Origin of the sequence: Streptomyces sp. ITFR-6, assembly GCF_031844725.1 — a bacterium.
Classification (GTDB): Bacteria; Actinomycetota; Actinomycetes; order Streptomycetales; family Streptomycetaceae; genus Streptomyces.
Map to the genome: position 1 here is coordinate 1 of NZ_CP134615.1, position 22296 is coordinate 22296.

At 69.1% G+C, this 22296-nt stretch carries 26 protein-coding genes; 7 read left to right on the plus strand and 19 right to left on the minus strand.

Translation table 11 applies throughout. The features are described 5' to 3' along the window. Nucleotides 1-331: 331 nt before the first annotated feature. From RLT59_RS39065 to RLT59_RS39130, 14 genes are all read right to left on the minus strand, one after another. Nucleotides 332-484: a hypothetical protein gene (locus RLT59_RS39065; RefSeq protein WP_311308236.1), complete on the minus strand. Its 153-nt coding sequence runs from the start codon at nucleotides 482-484 to the stop codon at nucleotides 332-334. Continuing rightward, entirely contained in the window at nucleotides 471-1247 is a 777-nt protein-coding gene (locus RLT59_RS39070) for a DUF6919 family putative SAM-binding protein (protein ID WP_311308237.1), read from the minus strand. Before RLT59_RS39070 ends, RLT59_RS39065 begins: the two co-directional genes overlap by 14 nt. A gap of 17 nt (nucleotides 1248-1264) precedes the next feature. After that, nucleotides 1265-1435 carry a pRL2-8 gene (locus RLT59_RS39075; RefSeq protein WP_311308238.1) on the minus strand — a complete coding sequence of 57 codons (171 nt, stop codon included), beginning with the start codon at nucleotides 1433-1435 and terminating at the stop codon, nucleotides 1265-1267. Nucleotides 1436-1449: 14 nt separating this feature from the next. Next, a complete protein-coding gene (locus RLT59_RS39080; RefSeq protein ID WP_311308239.1) occupies nucleotides 1450-1953 on the minus strand; it encodes a hypothetical protein in 504 nt (167 codons plus the stop codon). A 68-nt stretch (nucleotides 1954-2021) separates the two neighbouring features. Further along, nucleotides 2022-2270 carry a hypothetical protein gene (locus RLT59_RS39085; protein WP_311308240.1) on the minus strand — a complete coding sequence of 83 codons (249 nt, stop codon included), beginning with the start codon at nucleotides 2268-2270 and terminating at the stop codon, nucleotides 2022-2024. Between the two features lie 120 nt (nucleotides 2271-2390). Next, a complete protein-coding gene (locus RLT59_RS39090) occupies nucleotides 2391-2774 on the minus strand; it encodes a hypothetical protein (protein ID WP_311308241.1) in 384 nt (127 codons plus the stop codon). Between the two features lie 97 nt (nucleotides 2775-2871). Then, the gene (locus tag RLT59_RS39095) at nucleotides 2872-3171 is read right to left on the minus strand and encodes a hypothetical protein (protein WP_311308242.1); all 300 of its coding nucleotides are present in this window, start codon (nucleotides 3169-3171) and stop codon (nucleotides 2872-2874) included. A 138-nt stretch (nucleotides 3172-3309) separates the two neighbouring features. Beyond that, nucleotides 3310-4239, minus strand: a complete 930-nt coding sequence (locus RLT59_RS39100; RefSeq protein ID WP_311308243.1) for a DUF4097 family beta strand repeat-containing protein — start codon at nucleotides 4237-4239, stop codon at nucleotides 3310-3312. A gap of 162 nt (nucleotides 4240-4401) precedes the next feature. Then, nucleotides 4402-5112 (minus strand): hypothetical protein, encoded by a 711-nt coding sequence (locus RLT59_RS39105; RefSeq protein ID WP_311308244.1) that lies wholly within the window; start codon nucleotides 5110-5112, stop codon nucleotides 4402-4404. 224 nt (nucleotides 5113-5336) lie between these two features. After that, nucleotides 5337-7619, minus strand: a complete 2283-nt coding sequence (locus RLT59_RS39110; RefSeq protein ID WP_311308245.1) for an FtsK/SpoIIIE domain-containing protein — start codon at nucleotides 7617-7619, stop codon at nucleotides 5337-5339. A gap of 85 nt (nucleotides 7620-7704) precedes the next feature. Next, nucleotides 7705-8079 (minus strand): DUF7739 domain-containing protein, encoded by a 375-nt coding sequence (locus RLT59_RS39115; protein ID WP_311308246.1) that lies wholly within the window; start codon nucleotides 8077-8079, stop codon nucleotides 7705-7707. A 2-nt stretch (nucleotides 8080-8081) separates the two neighbouring features. Further along, nucleotides 8082-9542, minus strand: coding sequence for a hypothetical protein (locus RLT59_RS39120; RefSeq protein ID WP_311308247.1), 1461 nt, complete (start codon nucleotides 9540-9542; stop codon nucleotides 8082-8084). Then, on the minus strand, nucleotides 9539-9778 hold the full coding sequence (locus RLT59_RS39125) for a hypothetical protein (RefSeq protein WP_311308248.1): 240 nt from the start codon (nucleotides 9776-9778) through the stop codon (nucleotides 9539-9541). The genes RLT59_RS39120 and RLT59_RS39125 overlap by 4 nt, the downstream gene beginning before the upstream one ends. Further along, the gene (locus RLT59_RS39130) at nucleotides 9775-10275 is read right to left on the minus strand and encodes a hypothetical protein (RefSeq protein WP_311308249.1); all 501 of its coding nucleotides are present in this window, start codon (nucleotides 10273-10275) and stop codon (nucleotides 9775-9777) included. The genes RLT59_RS39125 and RLT59_RS39130 overlap by 4 nt, the downstream gene beginning before the upstream one ends. A gap of 290 nt (nucleotides 10276-10565) precedes the next feature. Between RLT59_RS39130 and RLT59_RS39135 the strand changes: the two genes are divergently transcribed. The 4 genes from RLT59_RS39135 (at nucleotide 10566) to RLT59_RS39150 (ending at nucleotide 14870) form a co-directional block, all read left to right on the plus strand. Then, nucleotides 10566-11300, plus strand: coding sequence for a GntR family transcriptional regulator (locus RLT59_RS39135; protein ID WP_311308250.1), 735 nt, complete (start codon nucleotides 10566-10568; stop codon nucleotides 11298-11300). Further along, nucleotides 11297-11983 (plus strand): P-loop nucleotide/nucleoside kinase family protein, encoded by a 687-nt coding sequence (locus RLT59_RS39140; RefSeq protein ID WP_311308251.1) that lies wholly within the window; start codon nucleotides 11297-11299, stop codon nucleotides 11981-11983. Before RLT59_RS39135 ends, RLT59_RS39140 begins: the two co-directional genes overlap by 4 nt. Before the next feature lie 207 nt (nucleotides 11984-12190). Next, complete coding sequence (locus RLT59_RS39145; RefSeq protein WP_311308252.1) at nucleotides 12191-13198, plus strand: bifunctional DNA primase/polymerase; 1008 nt, start codon at nucleotides 12191-12193, stop codon at nucleotides 13196-13198. A gap of 349 nt (nucleotides 13199-13547) precedes the next feature. Next, nucleotides 13548-14870, plus strand: a complete 1323-nt coding sequence (locus RLT59_RS39150) for a DNA primase family protein (RefSeq protein ID WP_311308253.1) — start codon at nucleotides 13548-13550, stop codon at nucleotides 14868-14870. 733 nt (nucleotides 14871-15603) lie between these two features. Here the strand turns inward: RLT59_RS39150 and RLT59_RS39155 are convergent. The 4 genes from RLT59_RS39155 to RLT59_RS39170 form a co-directional block, all read right to left on the minus strand. Next, nucleotides 15604-15840, minus strand: a complete 237-nt coding sequence (locus RLT59_RS39155; RefSeq protein ID WP_311308221.1) for a DUF6372 family protein — start codon at nucleotides 15838-15840, stop codon at nucleotides 15604-15606. Then, entirely contained in the window at nucleotides 15837-16277 is a 441-nt protein-coding gene (locus RLT59_RS39160; RefSeq protein WP_311308222.1) for a hypothetical protein, read from the minus strand. The genes RLT59_RS39155 and RLT59_RS39160 overlap by 4 nt, the downstream gene beginning before the upstream one ends. Further along, the gene (locus tag RLT59_RS39165; RefSeq protein ID WP_311308223.1) at nucleotides 16277-17113 is read right to left on the minus strand and encodes a ParA family protein; all 837 of its coding nucleotides are present in this window, start codon (nucleotides 17111-17113) and stop codon (nucleotides 16277-16279) included. The genes RLT59_RS39160 and RLT59_RS39165 overlap by 1 nt, the downstream gene beginning before the upstream one ends. 186 nt (nucleotides 17114-17299) lie before the next feature. Then, nucleotides 17300-17983, minus strand: a complete 684-nt coding sequence (locus RLT59_RS39170) for a hypothetical protein (protein WP_311308224.1) — start codon at nucleotides 17981-17983, stop codon at nucleotides 17300-17302. A gap of 234 nt (nucleotides 17984-18217) precedes the next feature. Between RLT59_RS39170 and RLT59_RS39175 the strand changes: the two genes are divergently transcribed. Both RLT59_RS39175 and RLT59_RS39180 read left to right on the plus strand, forming a co-directional pair. Further along, the gene (locus RLT59_RS39175) at nucleotides 18218-19195 is read left to right on the plus strand and encodes a hypothetical protein (RefSeq protein ID WP_311308225.1); all 978 of its coding nucleotides are present in this window, start codon (nucleotides 18218-18220) and stop codon (nucleotides 19193-19195) included. A gap of 400 nt (nucleotides 19196-19595) precedes the next feature. Beyond that, a complete protein-coding gene (locus RLT59_RS39180) occupies nucleotides 19596-20288 on the plus strand; it encodes a recombinase family protein (protein ID WP_311308226.1) in 693 nt (230 codons plus the stop codon). Nucleotides 20289-21363: 1075 nt separating this feature from the next. On the opposite strand, the gene RLT59_RS39185 is transcribed toward RLT59_RS39180, so the two are convergent. Continuing rightward, nucleotides 21364-21789, minus strand: a complete 426-nt coding sequence (locus RLT59_RS39185; protein WP_311308227.1) for a hypothetical protein — start codon at nucleotides 21787-21789, stop codon at nucleotides 21364-21366. 270 nt (nucleotides 21790-22059) lie between these two features. Between RLT59_RS39185 and RLT59_RS39190 the strand changes: the two genes are divergently transcribed. After that, nucleotides 22060-22284 carry a hypothetical protein gene (locus RLT59_RS39190; RefSeq protein WP_311308228.1) on the plus strand — a complete coding sequence of 75 codons (225 nt, stop codon included), beginning with the start codon at nucleotides 22060-22062 and terminating at the stop codon, nucleotides 22282-22284. Nucleotides 22285-22296 lie beyond the last annotated feature (12 nt).

Here is a 22296-nt window from a genome sequence, read left to right on the forward strand (position 1 = left end):
GGGGACTGCCCGGCGGCGCGTTCTGGAGGGGGGGAGGGGTAGAACGGACAAGCGCGTTCGCGCTTGCCACCCCCGGGTGCGGCCCCCTTGCGGGCCGCGCGTTCACCGACGACGGCCGAACCGGCCGCAAGCGGCCTCCCGACCGCCGCCGGGCGCGGCCCGCGGCCTACCGCACGTCACCCGCACCACCACGCCCGTACGGTCGCCTGAGCGCTGCGGGCTGGTCAGCACTCAGCCCGGGGACCGGCCTCCTGGCCGTGGTTCCCCGGGCTGGAATGCCACCCAAAGCGGGGGCGGGTGTCGCTGGAGGCGGGCCGTGCCCGGGTGCCGGTCAGATGGTGTCGAAGGTGAGGACGCCAGCGTGGTAGTCGGTGGACGTCAGGGTGGCGTCTTCGACGAAGTCGTCTCCGTCTGCGACGGAGACGACGACGACGGCCCAGTCGGGGAGGTCGGCGAGTACGGCACGGAGCTCAGCAACGGTCACGGTCGGTCCTCTCGGCGTCATGGTCGGCGTCGGCCTCTTCGCACGCCGTGCTGCAGTACGGACTCCGGTGGTGGATCGGGGCGCCGCACAGGGTGCACTCGCCGTGCTCGACCTCCAGGGCCCCGTGCGTGCTCCACAGGGGCTCGTCGGCCCACGGGTCGTCCTCCGGGTCCGCTGCGGGACGCAGGCCGGTGAGCTGGTCCAGGAGCACCCAGAGGCGTTCGCCGGCGGTGCCGTACTCCGGCGCCACGATCGAGACGTACACGCCGTGGGCGACCCGGCGGTAGAGGTCGCGGTTCAGCTCGGGCCACTGGATGGCCATGTCCGCGCGGCTGATCCGGCCGCCGAACCCGGTGATGGGCTCGCCGTCGCAGGTCGTCACGATGACCGGCTCGTCCTGGACCCCGCCGCGACGGTGGTCGTTGACGCGTACGAGCATCCCGGCGGCGCGGGCTGCGGCGAGGAGCCGGCGCAGCAGAGCCGGGTCGTTGCTGACGACAAGCTCGACCGCGGCCCGCTGCTCCCACCACAGGCCGTTCGCTCCCGTGCCGGCGGACCCGGGCTGCGAGCACGTGGTGATGTACCCGGCGCGGCACAGGGCGGCGAGGCTGGCCACCAGGTGCTCGGTCTCCTCGTCGGGACCGAAGCGCGGCTGGTAGCCGGGGCGGGAGGCGATCTCGCCCTCCAGCCAGAGCGCCATCAGTTCGCCGAGGTCGGCGACGGTGCGGGCGGACTTCCAGCGGCGCCGGTCGGCGCGACTCATCCACGGCAGCTTCATGGTCAGCCCTTCACGATCATGCTGTCGGGGCAGCGACCGCCCATGTGGGACACGCACGCCGGGCAGTCCTCGCGCGGGGCGAGGCGCTTGTGCTGCTCGCGGCTGTCATAGGCGTGCAGCCAGCACTGCCGGCACTCGCTCTTCGGGGGGTTCAACGCCTTCTTGCTCGCCATCGTGGTCTCCGCTCTCAGTGGTTCACGTTGGTGGTGGACCGGCCGAAGCCGCGGTTCGTGTTCGTGACGTGCGTGGTGTTCTGGATCGTCGTGCGGCTCATCGCGGCGGGGGCGACCTTCCAGGCGACGATCGCGATGGCCAGCCACATCAGGGCGCCGGTGCCGAGTCCGGCGACGGCGCCGATGGCCTGGCCGACGCCCCAGCCGGTCCCGGCCGCGAACACGCCGCCGGCGGCGATGCGCTGGGCGCGCGGGTCGAGGAGCGGCTGCGGGCTGAGGTCGCGGGGCGGCATCGGCTGCATCGGGGCGGGGGCGGCGGACCGGCGCATCGGAACGAGCTGTCCGTACGCGTCCGGCACCCAGACGACCGGGTCGTTCTCGGCGTACAGCTCGACCGGTCCGGCAAGCGGGGTCTGGACGGGGAGGCGGTAGACCGGGGTGGCCTCGACCTCGTACGGGCGGTACGGCTGCACCGTGGCCTCGGTGCGCAGGATCTGGGGGGCGCGGTCGGTGCTCACGGTGGTGACCTCGGCTTTCTGGTTCGAGTGGAAGAGCCGGCCCCCGGGGTGCGGGGGCCGGGCCGGGCTCAGTCCTGCGTGGTGCGGTACTGCTTCGTGCGCTTGGCGATGTGGTCTCGGGAGAAGGCGGTGGCCGCGGCGGCGTCGAGCTGGAGGGCCTCGCCCTTGTCCAGCTCGACGGCGATGGCCTGCCACATGACCTCGTCGGCGGCGGACTTCGCCTTCTCGGCGTCCTCGTGCGCCTTGTCGCGGGTGGCCTTGAGTTCGGCGATGCGGGCCTTCGCGGCGGCGCGGGTGTCCTTGTCGGGGCGGGGCATTTCTGGCTCCGTTTCGGTGTCGGGGATGATGTGGCTCCCCCCGCTGCACTTGCGGAGCGGGATCGGGGCCCGTGGCGGCCGGCGGACCTTGGCCGGGATGGCGGCCGCCACGGGGCGTCCCTACTTGCTCGCGGGGACCGCGGGGCAGGGGACGGTGTTCTCAGCGGCCGTGGCCACCGCCTGGAGGACATCACGGGTGGAGTCGGCTGCGGCGTCCAGGTGCTCGGTGAGCGTGCCGTATCCGAGGTCGCGGGCGCGGGCCTTCAGTGCGGTGAGGTAGTGCCAGGTGTCGTGCAGCTCGTCGTGCAGGTCGAGCAGGCCGGGCTGGAACGCGAGGGAGTCGGTCAGGGTGTTCGCGCCGTCCCTGTGGGTCTCGGCGCGGTCGGCGAGGGTGTTGAAGCAGTTGTCGGCGATGACCTCGCGGACCTCCTCGGCGTTGTCGTACGCGTACCCGACGCCGATCAGGCCGTAGAGGAAGGTCACGAGGCGGTTGGGCTTGTTCACGCTGGCTCCTTGGTCGCGTCGGGTGTCGGCCTTGTCTGGTCCGGGCCGCTCTGCCGTCCCCAGCCGGGTGGGGCTGGGGACGACAGGGCGAGCCGGGTCAGGCGGCCATCTCCCGGTACTCCTCGACCACCTCGTAGACGTCGCAGAGGTAGCTGGCAGCGCGGTTGACGAGCACGGCGCGCTCGGCGTCGTCGGTGCTCTCGATCGCGTCGGCGAGGTAGGTGACGGCGGTTTCGAGCTCTTCCGCTCCCTGGATGTCCGCCCACGTCTTACCGAGGCGGTGAGCGGCGGTGTCGAGCTGGGTGTTGAAGTCCTCCAGGGTGGTGGCGGGCTCCTGCTCGGCGACGAACGCGATGTCGGCGGCGTGCTTGGCGATGAGCTGGTCGGCGGTGATCATGTGGTGATTCCTCCGGGTCTGCTTTTTCGCTGGCGGATTTGCTGGCTGTGATGCTGTCTGGACTGCTTGCGGTTCAGGCTCGGGGCCCGGGGCGGTCGGCGGATTCCTGGCCGGGATGGCGACCGCCCCGGGGCGAAGTCAGCGGCGGCGGCGCGGGCTGGAGTCGCCCGTGCGGCGCTGCGGGGTGCTGACCCGTCCGGACATCGAGCTGGCGCGCACGTCCAGGTCGTTGGCGAGCGCGCTCTCCGTCGCGGTGACGTGGATCGAGCCGGACATCGTCTTGGCGTGGATGTCCCCGCCGGCCGTGGCGTGGATCCGGATCGAGCCGGACATCGAGTCGGCCCGGGCGGTGCCGCCGAAGTCCTGGATCGAGATGGAGCCCGACATCGTCTTCGCGGTGACCACGTCGGTGCGTCCGAGGCGGATGCTGCCGGACTGCGACTGGGCGTCGATGTTGGCGGCCTGCTCGACCGTGATGCTGCCGGACTGGGTCTTCGCCTCGACCCGGGAGACGTGCTCGGTCTGGACGCTGCCGGACTGGGTCGTGGTGTCGACGTTCAGCAGTGCGCCGAGGGCCAGGACGCCGGCGGACTGCGTGCGGCTCTCCACGGAGCTGCCCTCGGGGACCACGGCGGTGATCTCGATGGGCGAGCTGCCCTGGATGACCATGCCGCCGCTGATGCGGACGCCGTTGACGATGACGTCACCGCCCACGACGTTGCCGCTGATGTAGGTGCCGTTGCCGGTGATCGTCATGCCGGTCACCGAGCCGGTCACGTTGCCGAACGACTGGATGACCGACGAACCGCCGCCCACCACGATGGTGCTGCCGCTGTTGCCGCCGCCGCTGCCCTGGACCGACGCCGTCAGCCGGTTGCCCGACTGGCGGAGCGTCGCGTCCTTGACCGCGTCAGCCGACGCGCCGTCCTCATCGGCGGTGTGGATGGTGAGGGTGGCTCGGGTGCAGTTCGCTTCGGCGCGGACGGTGACGAGACCTCCGTGGCCCAAGAGCGTGGCGTCGATGGTGACGGGGCCGGTGGTCTCTGCAACGAGCTTGCGGGTGGTCACAGGGCTTCTCCTTCGAGAGTTTCGCTGTCTTTTTCGCTTGCGGTTTTGCTGGCCGTTTTGCTGGCCACGTCTCAATAATGCAGACTCTGAGTCGGCATGTCTAGGGGTTCGCAGACTCCGAGTCGGCACAACGGGCATATGTGCTGGTCAGCGACGTGAAATTCACTTGGTGGATCGGTGGCACACGCCGCACGGGATCTTGATCTCAGTGGTCTTTCCGGTGGTGGCGTGGACCTTGCTGGAGAGCGTGACCATGCCGCCTCGACAGCCCTTGACCGTGCATCGCTGGCGCTTCGGCTTGGCGGCCGTGGTCGGTCCGGCCCCGCCGGTCTGCAACGTCCAGGCCGTGGTGAGCGCGGTCGCCTTCGCCCCGTGCGCCGCGTCGCCCGCCTTCACTTTCGCCGCCTTCTTGGCGGCGCCGGCCCTTTCCTTCACGGGCTCGGCGACTGCTCCGGCAACGGCCTTGACCCGGGTCTTGGCGTCCTTCTTCTTCGAGCGGGTCCACGCCTTGCTGTCCTTACTGATCTGACCGCTGAGCGCCTTGACCGCGACGAGCGCGTCACCGATGAGGAACTGGGGGAAGATCTCGCCGGTCCAGACGATGCCCCGCCATTCGGCGACGAAGGTGTCGGAATCCTCGGGCTTCTTCCGCCCGGTCCGCGCTTCGAGCGCGGCGTCCACCAGGCCGTTGGTGAGGACCTTGGAGCTTTCCCCGCACCCGCACGACAGGCAGCAGATCCAGGCGGGCCAGATCTCCCGGAAGCCGTCTTTGTGGATCTCCAGCGCCCGGTCGTTTCCGCATTCGCGGCACGTGAGTTCCTCCCCGTCGACGTAGGCCGTGCCGGTCAGTCGGAGATCGGGTTCGGCGCGCATCCGGGGTCCTCTCTGGGTTTTCCGTATGTCACGGTTTGTGACTTGGATCTGACCTGGATCGTTTCGCGTTGATGCAGGTCAGAGGGGGTGAGCAACCTGGATGGGACCCGGCTCGACCTGGACAGGGCCCGTCCGAGTCGAGGGGGGTGCTGTCCAGGTCGACAGCCGCCCCGTCCGGGGTCATACCGGCCGAAATCGGGCGGCTGTCCAGGGTTGATCCAGGTTCAGGCGCTCAGGCTGTACTTCGTCTGAGCCGTCCTGAGCACTGCGGCGAGCGGGTAGCCGTTGAGCGCCGAGGAGCTGTCCTGCCAGGTCTGCTTCTTCTTCTCGTCGGGTGTGCGGACCACCAGGCGGGCGAGCTTCTCGGGGGTGACCTCCAGGCCGGCCGCCTTGAGCGAGTCGACCAGGACGGTGCCGGGGAGCCAGTCGACCTCGGCCGCCTCGTCCGCGGCCTTCGCCTCCTGGTCGAAGGCGGCGAAGACGTCCACCAGGACGGCGAGCACCCGGGCGTGCTCATCGCCTTGGTCGCGCAGCAGGTCGGCGAGCGTCTTCGGAGCATCGGGCAGAGTGCCGGCGGCGCGGCGCAGCTCGACCGCGCGCTCGGCCAGGAGCTCGACCTCGTCGTCCGAGTAGTAGTCGGCTCGCACCAGGTAGGGGTTGGAACCCTCGGCCCACAGGAAGCCAGCTCCGCGCATCTCCGACTCGATCGTCTTCGCGGAGAACCCGGCGGCGGCGGCGCCCTTTCCGAGGATGGTGTCGGACGCCTCGGGGGTGGTGCAGCGCAGCGCCCATCGGATGGAGAGCAGGTCACGCAGCGAGGTGTCGACGACGTCGCTGCCGGGCTTCTGTGTCGCGCAGAAGGTGATGATCCCGGCCGCGCGGCCACGGCTGACGATGTTCCTCAGCCGCTTGGTGATCTTCTTTCCCAGCTCATCGTCGGTCGTGTAGTACATGAGCTCGTCCACCCAGAGCAGGAGCTGACCGAGGATGTCCGGGTACTTGTTCGCCAGTTCCTCGGTGACCTTGCGGCGGTTGATCTTCTTGAGGAACGCGTACCGGCGCTTCATGTCCGGGATTACGTAGCCGTCCAGCATGTCCAGGAATGCCTCCGGGTCGGCATTCCCTTCGAATGCGACGGCCATTGCCTCGAAGGGGGTGAGGTCGCCACCGGCCTTTCCGTCCGCGAGAGCCAGGCGCACTCGCGGGTCGAGTGCGGCGGCAATCAGAATGGTGTTTCCAGATGCGCTCTTTCCTGCGCCGGGCTCGCCTCCCACCAGGCCGGATCGCTCGACAACGGAGATCGTGCGGGCCAGGCCGCGCACGTCGGGGCCGATCGAGATGGGGCCCCAGAAGTTCGTCGCTCCTTCGTGGGCGAGGAGCGGGCCGGGTGCCGCGTCTTCGGTGAAAGGCAGTTCCTTGGCCACGTAGATTTCGAGCCGTCCCGCGCGGCTTCCCTTTTCCTTGCTCTTGGCCATATTCACCTGGGCTTCTTCAACTCCCAGAGCGGAAGCGATTTCCGGGGCGGCCCGCATTGCCTTCTTGGCGGCGATGCCGGGCGGCAGGTCGATGACGGCCGACCAGGCGCCACGCGAGTCGAGCATCGGCATCTGGACGATGCGCAGGCTCTCGTCACTGCCGATGACCTTGGCGGCCCGGAAGACGCTGTCGAGCATGGGTGCGGTCATCGGGTCGCCGTCGCCGAGCGACCGCCAGTCCGCGGACCAGTCGGTCTCCTCGCTGATCGGGTGTCGTCCGGCGAACGCACCACCGGCGAAGGTGGCCATCGCGCCGGCGGATGCGCCGAACCATCCGGCCTGCAGATATCCGGCGCTCAGTGCCGCGACCGGCGGGCCGTAGGCGGCGCCGATGCGCAGGCTGTGCGCGCGGCGGCGGCTGCTCTTCAGCTTCTTGTGGTCGGCGATCGCCTTCATCGCGACGGTCTGCGTACGGTCGGCGGCCTGGAGCGCCGCCGTCTTCTTGTTCTTCATCAGCGCCGGGGTGAAGCGGGCTGTACGCGCGGCGGCACGGGCTTCCTTCGCCGCGATGTGCGCCTGGTGCCCGACGGCCTGGAGCTGGATGCCCTCGAAGCCCTTCACCCAGTCACCGATCCGGCGGGATCCGCGCTTGAACTGGGCGGCGTGGCCCCGGTCGGTGCGCTGGCGGCGGACCCAACGGCGGTAGGCACGCACCCTCGCCCGGTAGGCGACTCCGGCGTACATGGCCACGCCCTCGCCCGACTTCATCCAGGCCGGGATCAGCGGGCGGTCGTCGAACGCGTCGAAGTCGGCGGACTCCTTGGTCAGGGTGACCGGTGCCGAGGTGACACGGCCCTCCAGGACCTGGCGGGCCGACTCGACAACCGCGGCCCGTTCCTCCTCGGTCTTGCCACCCAAAGCGGGGGCGGCGGCCGGGGTGCTGGTGTCCGTGGCCGGCCCCGCGCCGTGGACGTAGGTGATGGTGGCCAGGTCCGTGCGACCCGGGTTCGTGGTGGTGGGCTGTTCCGTCATGCTGGTGCTTCTCCTTCGGGAGGAAGCGGGGCCCGGCGGCGACTTTGGTAGGGAGGCGCCGGGCCCCGCGCTTTCGGGGGATGGATCAGGCTGCGGCGGTGGAACCCTCCACCGACCAGGTCCAGGGCTCGCCGCCTGCTGCGGCCCGGCCGGCGGCGTCCGCCAGGTGGCGGGCGATGGCGGCCAGTCCGCTCTTGAGGTGGCGGTCGCGGGAGACCTTGAGCAGCTGCTCGGAGAGTTCGGCGGCCTCGGTCGCCGAGAAGGTCTGGGCGACCGGGGCCTCCAGGAGCTGGAGGAGCCGGGCGACCGTCGAGCGCTCGAAGACCGAGACGGAGTTCTCCGCGTACGGAGCCAGCGCCTTGACGCTCTTGAGCGGGTGGCGGTCCTCTCCGAAGAAGTCCGCGCCGTGGGAGGTGATGACGCTCGGCTCGGCGTCGTGGATGGCGTGCTTGCGGCTCATGGTCAGGCCCCCACTGCCGCGTCGGCCTGGTCGTCGACGAGCTTCAGCTTCCGCTCGGCGATGACCCGGTCCCGCAGCCGCCGGGCGTCGTCCCGGCGGATGCCGAGTCGCTTCGACAGGGCGGCCCCGGAGATCTGGTTGCCTTCCGCGACGAGCTCGGCGGCGACCTTCAGGGCCTTCGGCAAAAGCGCCTCCAGCTCCTCATCCGACCGGCCACGCGGACCGTTCCCGCTGGCGTTCCCGTCAGTGTTCCCGGAAGCGCCGTTGCTGGCGTTCTCGCGAGCTTTCTCGCTTGCGTCTTTGGAGCCGTACACCCCAATTCCCGCAAGGGCTGTAGCGCCCTCAGGGGACCGCTGGAGAGCGGGGTGCGGAACGCTCGGACCGAGGGCGGGGATGCCCTCAGCAAGTCGTCCGGGGAGGGGGTTGTAGAGGTTGGCGAGCATGCCCGCGCGGACCAGCTCGGGGCGCACGTGCTCACCCAGTTCGAAGGCGGCTCCGAGCTGTACCCGGGCGTCGGTCACCTGAGCGAAGATCTCGGCGGACAGACCCTGCTGGGTGCCCTTCTTGATCTGCCACGCGGCGCCGAACGCCTCCTCCTCGGTGATGCTGCCGAGGGGCAGGGCCGACAGCAGGCGGTCCGCCTCCTCCGCGATGTCCTTGTGGTGCTTGCGGCGGCGGGCGAGGTGTTCCTGCCGGGCGGCTTCCGCCTTCTTCTCCTCCCGCCGGCGCTTCTTCTCCTCAGCCGTGCCGGTCTTCGCCGACAGCGTGCCGACCCACTGGCGGACCTCGAACAGCAGAGGACCGAGCAGGGAGACCGCGGCGAGGCCGATCCCGGCCGTGGTCGCGTCCGCCTCGGACAGACCGGCGATGTTCTTGCCGTAGCCGTAGTTGATGGACGCGGCGAACCCGGCAGCCGCGAGGACGAACCCGCGCAGTGCCCACCGGACCCAGCCGGGCAGGCCCCGCTCGTCGGCGTAGGCGACACCGGCCGCCATCACCCAGGCCGCACCCTCGATCGCGAACGGGAGCGGCAGCAGCATCGGCGACATGTGGGCGAAGTGCAGGATCTGCGCGGGCATCGACCCGAGAGCCGACGCCGTGACCAGAGCCAGGGTGCCGGTCCGGTAGACGTTGCCCGGGGTCAGCGCCTGCCGCCGAGCGGCCTTGCGTTCGGCGCGGGCGGCCTGCTTGGCCTTCTTCTTGGCCTGCTTGTCCGTACGGGACTGCTTCGCGAGCCGGGCGGCACGCTCGTCGGCCTCACGCTGCCGGACCGCCTTGCGCTCCTCGGCAGCCGCGGCGTCCTCACGCTGCTGCGCGGCCTTGATCTCGCGGGCCTTGAGCTGGGCCTCGACCTCAAGGCGGCGGTCCTCGCGCTCCTGGGCCGCCCGGACCTCGGCGGCCTTCAGCTCCTGCTCGGCCTGAGCCGCGGCATCGGCGCGGCGCTCTTCGCGGTAGTTGCTCATCGGGTGCCTCCAGCCGGGTTGGCCATGGTCGAGAGGAGGGCCGCGAGTTCTTCGCGCAGCCGGGGGGACGTCGGGGTCAGGCGGAAACGCCGGGCGAAGCTGTCGCCGCCGGCGGCCGTCGCGCGGGCCACGGTCTCGGTGATGAGGCTGACCAGGGCGATGGTCCCGGCGATCACGCCGAGGGTCATCTCCAGCAAAGTCAGCAGGAACAGGGCGAGGTGCGCGAGGAACCTCATGCCGCCACCCCCATCTGGACCTCGTCGCGAACCAGGCGCAGGGCCGTACGGACGGCGCGGCGCTCGGCGCGGGGCTGACGGGCGAGGGAGACGGCGGCGGCCGGGTTCGGCCTGCCCACCGAGACGAGCACCTCGTACGAGTCGAAGTCGGCGGCGGTCCAGTCGGCGGTGAAGTCGTCGTCCTCGAAGCCGAGGGCGTCGTCGGCGGTCTCCAGCTCGGCGGCCAGGACAGCGGGGGCGGCGGCCGTCCGGCGGCGCAGCTCCCTCGGCATCCGGCGCAGCAGGGACCGGTAGTACGCGGCGTCCTCGCGGTCGGTGTCGTTCTCGACCTTGAAGTCGTCGTTCATGAAGGACGTCAGCGCGTCCCGGCTGGCGAGTCCGCCGGCGGTGAACTCCTCGGCAAAGTCCAGCGGCTCGACCTCGGCGTTGAAGCCGACCGCGACCTCCAGGAATTCGGAGTCCGTAACGATGCGCTGACCTGCGACGATGATGTTCATGTGGGTCGTGCCCCTCTCGGTGTAACGGCCCCGGCGGCTCTCCGGCGGTCCTGGCAGATCACCCGGAGAGCCGCGCCGTTTTCGGGCGCAGTTCTGATGGTTTAGGCATGGCTGTGCCGCGACGCTTCGTGAGTTGCCTCACTCGGCGCTGCCTTCCGGGAATGACATTCCCAGGATTGCCGGACCTTGTCAATCACTGAAGTCGTTGCATTCCCGGGAGAGCGCGCCTCTGGGAATCATTCCCGGGACTATGGTTCACTGGTCTCCTCGACTGGAGGAGATCACCAGACATGCCACCGAAGTGGAGAGACCTCGCTGACGCGATCGCCGCGAAGATCAACAGGGGCGAGTACGTTCCTGGCGAGCGCCTGCCCAAGATTGAGGACCAGGTCCTCGCGGGTAAGGGCTCCAAAACCACCGTCCACGCTGCGTACAAGGCGCTGGAGGCGGAAGGGCTGGTCATCTCTTCCCGCGGCCACGGAACGGTTGTGCAGGCACGGGGCACTCTGGCCACGGCCGCCGACCGTGAGGAGCGGAGCAAGCTCACCGGCACGTCGTGGCGAGCGGGGGAGCGGTCCGACTCTCACATGGCCGGCATCGTGTCCGCTCCGGAGGATGTCGCCGAGGCGCTCGGGATCAGTGCAGGTCAACCTGTGCTCCGGCGCTCACGCACCTACCGCGACGAACAGACCAGCGCCGTGATCTCCCACTCCACATCGTGGATTCCTGCAGACCTCGCCGAGGACCTGCCGGAGCTGCTCATGGGCAGACGCCTCAACGGCGGGACCTCCATCGACCTGATCACCCGACACACCGGGCGTCCCGTCGCTCGGCGGTACAGCTCGATGTGGGCGCGGATCACCACCCCCGCCGATGCGGCGACCCTGGAGATCCCAGAGGACACACAGGCCGCCGTCACCGTGCTGACTGTTCGGGTCGTGGACACCGGTGACGTGACCATCGAATACGGCGTTGACGTGGGAGGACCCGGGCGCCGCTGGACCAAGGAAGAGGTCATCCGATGACGCCCCTACTCCTGGACGACACTCTCGTCCATGTCGCCGAGGAACGCCTGGGCTCGCTGCTCCGGGCTCAGCAGAAGGGCACCTTGCCCCCAGAAGGAAAGACAGAGATCACGCGCATCATGCGGACACTCGCAGGGCGAAGCGGCCCGGCCCGGCTCGTCTTGATGGCTGGGCTCCAGGGATCGAGGAAGACCAAGGTCGCCCGTGCGCTCGAAGCCCAGGGTTTCCTGCGCTTCAGCCCGGACGAGCGGGTGTGGGAGACCTACGGGCACTACGGACGTGACTTCCCGAGGGGCGAGTACCGGGTCCGGGAGCAGCCGATCCTTGAAGAGATCGCGGCGGAAGTCGGGAAGGCCCTCGACTCCGGCCGGGACGTCGTCGTGGACCACGGTTTCTGGACGGCCGCTGAGCGCGAGAAGTGGCGCCGGATCGGCGAGGAGATCGGCGCCGCCGTGACTCTGGTGCACCTGCCCGGCACCCACCAAGAGAGGTGGGACCGGATCAAGGAGCGCAACCAGGAGACCTACGACAACCCCAACGCCATGTGGTTCAGCGAGGCCGATCTACTGCGGCATGCCGCTCACTTCGAAGCCCCGGGCGTGGACGAACCCCACGTCACCTACACCGGCGACCTCGACCCCGTACTCCGGGCGCTCGAAGCGTCGACCGACACCTTGCCCTAGATCACAACGCGGCCACATCAACGTTGGCACCGCAAAACCGGATGGATCACCCCGGACCGCCGTGCACGATGAAGATCGACAGCGTATGTGGGTGCACCATGAGGGCCCAGAAACGCCGAAGGCGCCCCTGCCAGGGCGCCTCGGTTACAGCAAGGCCGGGAGCAACATCCCGGCGAGTCGAGAGAACTAGTTCAAGGAGCTCTCAACGTGAGGGTACGAGATGTTTCGGCCCCGGTGCCACATCGCCGGGAGAACAACACGGCTGCAACCCGGGCGCTCCGGGCAACATTGCTGGCCAGCGCGCTGCGGTACGCCGAGCGCGGGATGTACGTGCACCCGCTGCTCGTCGGCGGGAAAGAGCCGCGGTGGCTCGACTGGGAGGCGCGGGCGACCCGCGACCCGGAGGTCATCGAGCGGACCTGGGGCCGCGCCCCGTTCAACATCGGCGTCGCCTGCGGTCCGTCGACGCTGGTCGCGATCGACCTGGACGTTCCGCACGACGGGGAGGTGTCCGGTCTCGCCAACATTGTCGACGGCATGACGATGCTCGACTCTCTCGCCGCGCAGGTCCCCGGTGCGCAGATCACTCCAACGCTGACCGTCCGTACGCCGAGCGGCGGCCGTCACCTCGTCTACCGTGCTCCGGCCGGGATCGGGGTCCGCAACACTGCTCGCACGATCGGATGGTGCATCGACACCCGCGCCGCCGGCGGCTACATCGTGGGCATCGGCTCGCAGGTCGACGGCGTGCCGTACCAGCTGGAGGGCAGCCTCACCGATCCGGCGGTCCTGCCGGACTGGCTGCTGACCCTGATCACCACCGCGCCTGAGCCGCCCAAATCCGGGGGAGCGCCTCGCCGGGCCGATGTGGTCGCCCGGCTGCGTGACCTGACCCGCCGTGGCAACCGCGAGGAGCGGTGGGCGCACGGCATCCTGCGCAGCGAGTGCGACGAGCTGGCGGCGATGAAGCCGGCCACCGGCCGCAACAACCGGCTCAATCTCGCGGCGTACCGCATGGGCCAGCTGGTCGCCGCCGGCCTCTTGGACCAGGCCGTCGCCGAGGAGCACCTGACGGAGGCCGCGCAGGCTTCCGGCCTCGGCGAGAAGTCCGCGTTCGAGATCGAGAAGACGATCCGGTCCGGCATGACTGCCGGCCTGTCCCGGCCCCGCCGGATGACGACCGCGCCCGCGCGCCGGATGGGCGGTGCCGCCTGATGCGAACTGCACCCCAGGACACTAAGGCTCAGCGCCACGTAGACCACGCCTCGGAACTGATGACGGCCCCGGCGGCGTACCACCGCCCCGGGGCCCGGCACCCGAGGAGTGGCCTCGAATGCGAGACCGTCGTACCCCGTCGCACCTGCTTGCGTCCCCGACTGATGATCGGGGGTTCGGCATGACAGAGAAGACAAGTCACCTGCATCCGGTGCCGTCGCAGTCTGGCGGACCGGAGGATGACCTCTGGGCTGACAACCCGGCCGCCACGAAGGAACGCCCGCGGGTCGCTCGCGCCGCCAGGTCCTCTCGGCGCGCTCCTGAAGTACAGCACCGGGGCCATCTGCGGATGGCCGAACGCTTCATCTCGGAGCACCACGAGGCGCTGCGGTTCGTGCACGGCATCGGCTGGCACGAATGGGATGGCTCCCGCTGGCTGTACAACGACGAGCGGCCGGACATCGCGTACGCGGTCAAGACCATCAAGGCCGGGTTGCGCGACCTGGAGGGGATGAGCGGCGATGCTCGGGATGACCTGTACAAGGACATCCGCAAGAGCGAGTCGGCAGGTGGGCTGGAGGGCATGGCGAAGATCGCCAGTGCTCTGGCGCCCATCAGCACGTCCTCGAAGGCGCTGGACGCCGACGCCTTCCTCTTCAACACTCCCGACGGCACGGTGCAGCTGCGCGACGGCGCGATCGTCGACTGCGACCGGGCGCACCTGATCACGAAGGTGGCCGGGGCAGGTCTGCCCACCGAAGAAGACGGGGAAGTCGCCGGCGGCGAGGAGTTCCACCAGTTCCTGGAGAAGATCCTGCCGGACGAGGCAGTCCGCTCGTTCGTCCAGCGGCTAGTCGGGTACGCCATGCTCGGGGAGGTGAAGGAGCACGTCATGCCCATCTTCACCGGCACCGGCGCGAACGGTAAGGGGACGCTGCGCGATGCGTTGATGGCGGCCTTCGGCGACTACGCCATCGAGGTCGACCCGGCCATCCTGATGGAGTCCAAGCACGAGCGGCACGGCGCGTTCAAGATGCGGCTGCGCGGCGCTCGGCTGACCTTCTGCAGCGAGACCGAGAAGGGCCGGCGCTTCGCCGAGGCCACCATGAAGCGGCTGGTCGGCGGCGACCCCATCGAGGCCAACCTGATGCACAAGAACCCGATCACCTTCGACCCGTCGCACACCCTGGTGATGCTCACCAACCACCTGCCCCTGGTTTCGGGTGACGACCCGGCGGTGTGGCGACGGATCCTCGTCGTCCCGTTCGACGTGGTGATCCCGGAGAACGAGCGTGATGGCGGCTTGCCCGACCGCCTGAAGAAGGCAGCGCCTGCAGTCCTGGAGTGGGCCTACGAGGGCTGGCTGGCGTACCGCGAGGAAGGACTCGCGCCTCCTGAGGCTGTCCGTGTCCGGACCGAGGAGTACAAGGCATCGAGCGACGTCCTCGGGCGATTCCTTGACGAGCGCACCATCACGTCTCCGCACGGGGTCGCCCCCGCGCGCGAGCTGTTCAATGCCTGGACCTCTTGGTGCCACGCGAGCGGTGAGCAGGCGTCCAGTGAAGTCGAGTTCTCGAAGAGCATGGCCGCCCGCGGGTTCGCGCACAAGAAGACGAACGTTGGGAAGGTCTACAACGGGCTCATGATCGCGGGCATCGACGAAGACGAGTAACCAAGCCTTCCGAATCACACGCCGCCGACCCCCACGCAGACGCATGGGGGTCGGCGGCGTTTTCCGTCACGCACGCTTCCGTAGTGACGGGCACCCAGGAGGACCCAAAACGCTCTGACCTGCGAAAGTGACGGGTTAAGGTGAGTTTCCCGTTAATCCTCCGTCTGCGCACGCGTGGAGAGTTTCGGAAAACCCACCTCAACCCGTCACTCTTGTTGAATGAGCAACCAAAATCCTGACCCTTGGTGATCTTGATCTGAAGTCGGCAACGCAGAGTCGACCCGCCGTGGTCGCCCCGCCTTTGGGTGGCTTAGGTGAGCTGTGGGGCCGCTTGGGCGCGCTTTGAGGTCGAGAGGTAGGGGTGGGGGCCTTTCCGGCCCCGCAGCGCTCTGGAGGCCCGCAGGGGCGCGCTGGTGCGGGTGACGTGCGGTAGGCCGCGGGCCGCGCCCGGCGGCGGTCGGGAGGCCGCTTGCGGCCGGTTCGGCCGTCGTCGGTGAACGCGCGGCCCGCAAGGGGGCCGCACCCGGGGGTGCCAAGCGCGAACGCGCTTGTCCGTTCTACCCCTCCCCCCTCCGGAAGCCGCCGGGAGCGTTCCACCAGCTAACTGCGGCATATCTAGCTAGATTGACCGCGCCTTCGCTGGTCACAGCGCCCAGATGGCAGGGAGCGGACAGCAGGCCGCCCGCGTTCCCGGAAAGGCAGGCGAGAATGCGGGCGGCCGGGCTGGTCAGGCTCAGAGAGGGGTGAGCGCGGTGTAGCAGCTGATGCAGACCGGCAGGGGTCCGCTGGTCTCGGTGTCGGTCTCGACACGTAGCAGCAGGCCGGGCTGGGCGCCGGTCGTGCAGCCGGTGGCGCCGGGGAGGCGGTGGAAGACCGCGCAGAGGCAGCGGCATCCGCCTGGCCGGTCCTGTTCCCAGTCGAGCAGGACCGGCAGCCGGATGGTCAGGATCGGTTCCTGGAACCCGGTCACGCGATGTCCTCGGCTTGCTCGGGGCCCGGGTCCTCGACCTTGAGCCGTTTGAACATGGCCTCCAGTGCCTGGTCCACGAGGGTTTGCGGGTTGAGGTCGGTCTGCTCGACCGCGACGGTCAGCTTCCGGTTGTTCGAGGCGAGGATCCGGACGGAGAGCATCTCGCGGTCCGGGCCGCGGGGCCGGCCCCGGCGCCGAGGAGGACGCCGGGGCGCCTTGGGCGTGGAGGACTCGTGGGCGCGGCCGTCACCAGTGCCGTGCTCCTGGTCGTCGTCGGCAGCCGGAGGGTCGCCAGCATTCTTGTCGGCGGCTCCGTCCTCCTGGCCCCAGGAATCGGGGTTGTCCCAGTCAGGTTCCTTGACGCCGGACGGGGCGGCAGGGTCCTTCTCCCGAGTCTCTTCCTGGTTGTTCTTGGCCTTGTCGAGAAAGCTGGGCATCAGCTCCGTCCCTCCTTCAGGTGGGGCAGCGTGTGGAACAGGATTTCGCGGTAGGCGGCGGTCAGCAGCTTGGCCTCGCGGCCGGGAGCGCTGGTGATCGGAGCGCGGGCGGTGCGGCAGGTCTCGCGCACCGCGTAGTTCTTGATGACGGTCGGCAGGACCTGGTCGCCGAAGGTCTCCTGCAGGCGGGTGTCCCAGTACCGGTGGATCTCGCGGTACTCGCGATCACGAGGCACCAGGTTCCGTACGACCCCGGCCACCTCCAGCTCCTCGTTGGGCCCGCCAGGGATGTTGTAGTGCTCGATCGACTTGATGGCCTCTGTGGCGCCCAGCCACCCGTCGTTGAGGAGGGTCGAGGGGATGAGAACCTTCCGCGTCGCCAGCAGGGCCGATCCGGGGATCTTGCCGCCAGGCCGGGGCGGGACGTCGAGGAACACGACGTCGACCAGGTCCCGCAGCCCCCACAGGGCCCGCTTCAGGCGGAACTCCATCGCGGTGGCGGGGTCGTTCTCCCGGTTGCCGAACTCCCGGACACAGGGGAGCACGAAGACGTTGGAGGGCCACTCCTTGCCGGCGCGCACCAGGACGTCGCGCGCGATCTCGGCGGGATCCCTCGGCTTCTTCTCCCGGTCCACGTAGTAGATGTCGTTGACCGACAGCTTCGGCTCCGAGACGCCCAGCTCATCGGTGAGTGTGGACCGGGGGTCGAGGTCCACGCCGCCGACCCGCAAGCCCTGTTCGGCGGCGACCGCGATGAGTCCCGCCGTCACCGACGTCTTGCCGACCCCGCCCTTCTCCGAGAACTCGGCGACGGTGTCGAGCCCTTCTACAGCCATCAGCCCTCCCTTCCATGTAGGTAGGGCGAAGCCTGTCGACCGGCGAAGCTAAGCGCAAGCTGACCCGCACGCATTCCCGTCCGTAATTCCGCCAGCAGAAAAGCAAGCCAAAGCGGTTAGCGTTCGCGCAATATCTAGCCAGATATTCCGCGAATGCCCAGGTAAAGCCACGGAAAGGTGCGAAGGTCAGCGAATGGCGCGCTTCACGGCGATACGGAAGATGTCGCCAGTGGTCACGATCTGGGCCTGGAGCTTGGCTTTCTCCAGGATGGAATCGGCGTCCGGTCGGGACGCCATCGCGGCGCACCACACATCGAGGAGCGTCACGGCTCCGCTCCGCTCGGCCTCGCGGAAAATGACCACGGGACCATCTCCCCACCGGGCCTGCCACTCCCACAGAGCCTTCACGGCCGGGGCGCTCGTCCAGTACGTCGCGCGTACGAGCTGCTCGCCGAGATCGGCCGGGAGGCGGACCGGCATCCGGCCGGTCAGCTTCGTCTTCTCGTCGCCGAACCGGTCGTAGTGGCTCGGACCGGTGCCGACCCGGCGTCCCGGCATCCGGGCATCCTCGCCGGGAAGAGGCTCGTACGGACCGTCCATCGCCTGCTTCTTCAGCTCAGCCCGCACGGCACGCGCGACCACCAGGTCCCGGGTGCCGGCCAACTTCCCCTTCGCCCGCATCGCGGCGAACTTCGCCCGGACCCGGCCGCGGGCCTCGCTCTGGGCCTTGCCCCGGAGGAACCGCACGCCCTCGTCCTCCCGGGCCTGCTTCAACCAGTCCCGCTCGGCGTCGAGCCCGGCCTTCACGACTTCGTTGAGGGCCTTGAGGTCCGAGGGTTCTACCGCGACAACGAAAGGAATCACCGACATGGCGCGCAGTCTAGCTAGATAAGACCGGTCCCATTCGCGCGACCGCGCGCGCGTGGGACGGTCTCACGGGTTCCATCCGTACTTGCCGAATTGCTAGCTTTTTCGCTTGCCGAAAAGAGCGTAAACAGGCTAGATAACGCGCAACAAAAGCGCAGGTCAACCCGTGTTTGACGGTTGTTGCGCGTCCCGGATCTACCCCTTACCTTCGGTTCAACTGAGCTTCAGGAGGTCGTCTTGCCCAGCTCCATCCCGCCGCTTCCCGGTCTCACCCGCTACACCTGGTGGGGCGCCGTACCCGAGGGCCTGCTCACCAAGACCCAGCTCGACCGGCAGGGCCTCAAGCCCGGCTCCGATCCGGTGGGTCAGGTGCTCTACCACGGCAACTGCTACGCCCCGCTGTACGAGAAGAGCGCCGCGGTGCCCAAGCGCGGGTGCTCACCCGCGCAGCGCGCCGTCCTCGACCGCGCCCGGGAACTGCAGTACGTGTGCCGACGATGCGGCGATCGCCGCGACTACCCCCTCGGCAGGGGGCGCTGGTGCGAGCCGTGCTCGTACGCCGCCGAGCTGTACGCCGCGCACGCGAAGGCGCAGCGGTTCGCCCGCGAGATCGTCAGCGACCCCGCGTCGACTCTCCTCGTGACGGCGGCCGGCCCCGGCGAGTACGCGCAGCCGGAGACCGTCGCGGTTATCCGCGTCCACGACCAGGAGCTGCTGCACGAGAGCCCGGCGGGGGCGTACGGCACACCGGAGCGCGGGGCACTGCTCGACCGGCTCGATGTGCTCCTGGACGGGCGCCGCGTCGTCCACGAGACCGACCGGGGACCGGTCAGCCGCTACCCGGCGATGCTCGTCACGCCCCCCGGCCAGCACCTCACCAGCTCGCGCCACGACCTCCATGCGTGGCTGCGCCCGCACCGTGAGAGCGGGGAGAAGGCGGACTACGTCTCCCGACTGTGGCGGGGCTGGTTCGCCTGGACCACGAATGAGTGGTCCTCGACGGCGGGCGAGCCCTGGGACCGGGAGCGCGGGACGTTGGTCGCCTGGGACCGCACGGCGCAGGCCGCCGACGACGCCCGCGACCAGGCCGCGCTCCTGCACCGGATCGCCGGAGGAACCGAGCCGGTCTGGGAGCGGGCCCGCTGGGTCGTGGACGGCCAGGGCGAGCCGGAGCTCCCCCGCGGTCGCCGGCGCGAGACCACGGCGACGGCGTAGCTCAGGCGTCTACGTCTGGGCTGCCAGTCCCGAGGGTCCGCCGCGGGGCCGGCGGTGCCGTGGGCTGGATTCCGAGGACTCCGCGGGCTCGCAGCTCGCCCAGGTCTGGCAGGTGGATGCCGTGCAGTGAGTTGCTGAGGTCGGCCTCGGAGGCGCGGATGGCTGGAGGGCGAACTTCGGGGCCGGAGCCCAGTGTGCGGCGGGCGGTCACATGATCATCGTAAGTCTCAGGCAGGGGACTGGACCCCGGGGGTGGTGTCCATCAACCGATCGGTTGTTGGACACTCCGGCCGGATGCTCGGATCTACCTCGTGCGGGTGAGTCTCGGTGTCCAACAAGCGTGTTCAGAAAGTCTGAGTGTCCAACAAGCACGGCACTCCCTTTTCTGTACGGTGATCGCATGACGACTCCTTCCCAGTGGGCAGAGGGCGGCGACGACGTCTTGGGCGCCTTCCCCGCGAACACCACCGGCGTACTGATCGGCTATGCACGCGTCTCGACCAAGGGCCAGCTCCTCGACCGGCAGATCGCCGCCCTGGAAAAGGCCGACTGTGCCCGCGTCTTCGCCGACAAGCTGTCCGGCAAGAATGCCGAGCGCCCCGAGCTGTGGAAGGCGCTCGACTACGCCCGCCCCGGTGACACGATCGTGGTCCCCTCGCTCGACCGGCTCGGCCGCTCGATCCAGGACCTGATCGCGATCGTCGGCGGCCTGCGCAAGCGTGGCATCGGCTTCCAGTCGCTGCACGAGTCGCTGGACACCACCACACCCGGCGGCCGACTGGTGTTCCACGTGTTCGCCGCGCTCGCCGAGTTCATCCGCGAGCTGATCGTCCAGGGAACCGTCGAGGGACTCGCGGAAGCCCGTGCTCGTGGCGAACGCATCGGCCGTCCGCCGGCAATGAGCGCCGAGCAGATCCGCCACGCCCGCGCGATGCTCTCGGACCCGGCCGCGTCGATCAGCTCCATCGCGAAACTACTCGGGATCTCACGCACAACGCTCTACAAGTACGTACCAGAGCTGGGGGCAGGGGGACGGCCTAGCGTCGGCAGTGCGAGCCCCAACGCTGCGCTGGAAGCGGCCAAAGGCCGCTGAGCCCAAGTAGGGAGCCGTAAGGGCCCCGGAGTCACCTGTGGGCGACTCCGGGGCCCTTACGCGCGCGCCCGCGTAAGACGGTCCAGAAACTCCAAAAACCTCGTCTGCTCAGCCGTTCAGCGCCTTGCCGAGGACCGTTTCGACGGTGCGGTCGTTCAGGTCGGCCGCAGGGCCGCGGAGGGACGACTGGTCAGGGTCCAATGAGTACTAGCCGGAGCAACATTCTTGTGTCATCGGAGATGTGACACCCAGTCGGCAGGCGCGCGGGGCGGCCCGATGGGGGTATGTCCGCGCGTTCTGCCTACTCTTGTTGCGTTGCCCCAAGAACGACTTTGGGGAGTCCTCGTGCTGCACCCAAGCTTTGGACGGCGTGGTGTAGCGGGAGGACTCCCCGGTGGTCGCGGCGGGCTTCATGTCCGGCTAGACAGTCCACTCACTCAAAGGCGAGAAATGACCGCATCGACCAATGACGACGGTACCCCCTTGTCAAACGATAGTTGTCAAGCGGGTCCGCCAATCCGGTTGCCGGGTTCTTCCGGACCCGGACCGCTACTCAGCTCGCACGCTGCCCTCATTCTTCTGACGGCCGTGGTCATCGGAGGAGTCGTGGCTGTACTGACGTATCTCAGCGCGGACAACACTGCAGCGGCCGCTCTTGCCGGCCTCATGGGAACTGGGGCCAGTGCTCCAGTGCTGCACACCCTCATTGGCCACTGACGCAGGCGAGCCCTGGGCCTGATCGCTCGGGGCTCGTCGTGGGGCGTAGTCGACCGTTTCTGCCTCCCTGTGCGGATTGGATCACTCGTAGCCTGGGCCCTCACACCTTCGGAAGGACCACACGATGCCTAAGTCGAAGCCGACCGCTGTCACCTGCACCCGATGTGCCACGACAGTCCCGCGCCCGGCGGACGTTCAGTGGCGCCCTCTGTGGGATGCCGGGTGGCGGTGGATTGGCTCTCAGGGGCTTTACTCGTGCCCGGCCTGTCCGCCCGTCGTCGTGGTGGACGCGGCCGGTCGGCAGGTGCGGGGCCCCGGTGCGGATGCTGCCGCGTAGCAGTGGACCGACTGCCGCCGGTCATCCTTCCCAGGGAGCGTGGATGCGACCGGCGTGCCGGCTGGCGTAACGGTCGTAGATCTCGCGGACCTGGGCGTCGCGGCGGGTGAGGTCCCCCTCCGTGAAGGCGACGAAGTCGTCCCAGGGCCCGCCGTCCCACGTCTCGACCATGGCCTCGATGTCCCGCATGAGCTGGAGGTGGTCCGGGTGGAAGCGCCATTCCTCCAGGCCGCCAACTTCGAGGTCCACATCAGTCGCGTCGACGCAATCGGGGTAGATCATCAGGCCGCTGGTCCAGTAGGGGCCTTCTCCGTCGTCATCGTCACGGAGTTCCTTGTCGTGGAAGAACACGGTGGCACTGCCTTCGGTCAGGTCGAAGGCAAGGGCGTAGAGCGTGATGCCGTCAGCCGCCCGATGGCTGGCGTCATCAAGTTCGAGAGCAAGCATGTGTTGCAACAGTTCGTCTCCCTCAGCCAGGTGCGGCTGAGAGAGAGGTGCAGAGCGATCTGCCGCCGACCGCTTCGCTCGCTCTGCCCGCTTCTGCTTGATCCGGCCCATCGTCTGCCCTCCGTCTCGGTGTACCCAGCTAACTGGGGTACCGCCTGACGGTGACGGGCGCGGGCTACGTCCGAAGCAAACCGACCGCTTCCGCCCCCTGCGTTGGATCGCACGGCGAGTTGAGCGCGCGCCCGTCCCGGAGCCCACCATCATGGGCTCGTGACCTACGACCCGGTTCCCGTCGGCTCTATTGACAGCCCTGGCCCTGACGGCTCGCCCACGACCCAACAGCAGCAAGCGGAACTCATCGCCACGCTCAAGGAAGCCGGGGTGAAACCGGGGTCGCACGACGCGAGCGTCGCCACGTGGCTCACCACGACGTGGGAGTGGAACACGGTGGCGACCATCGCGAGCTGGATCAAGCGTGCCAACCAGACCCTTTGAGGCCGGGGACGC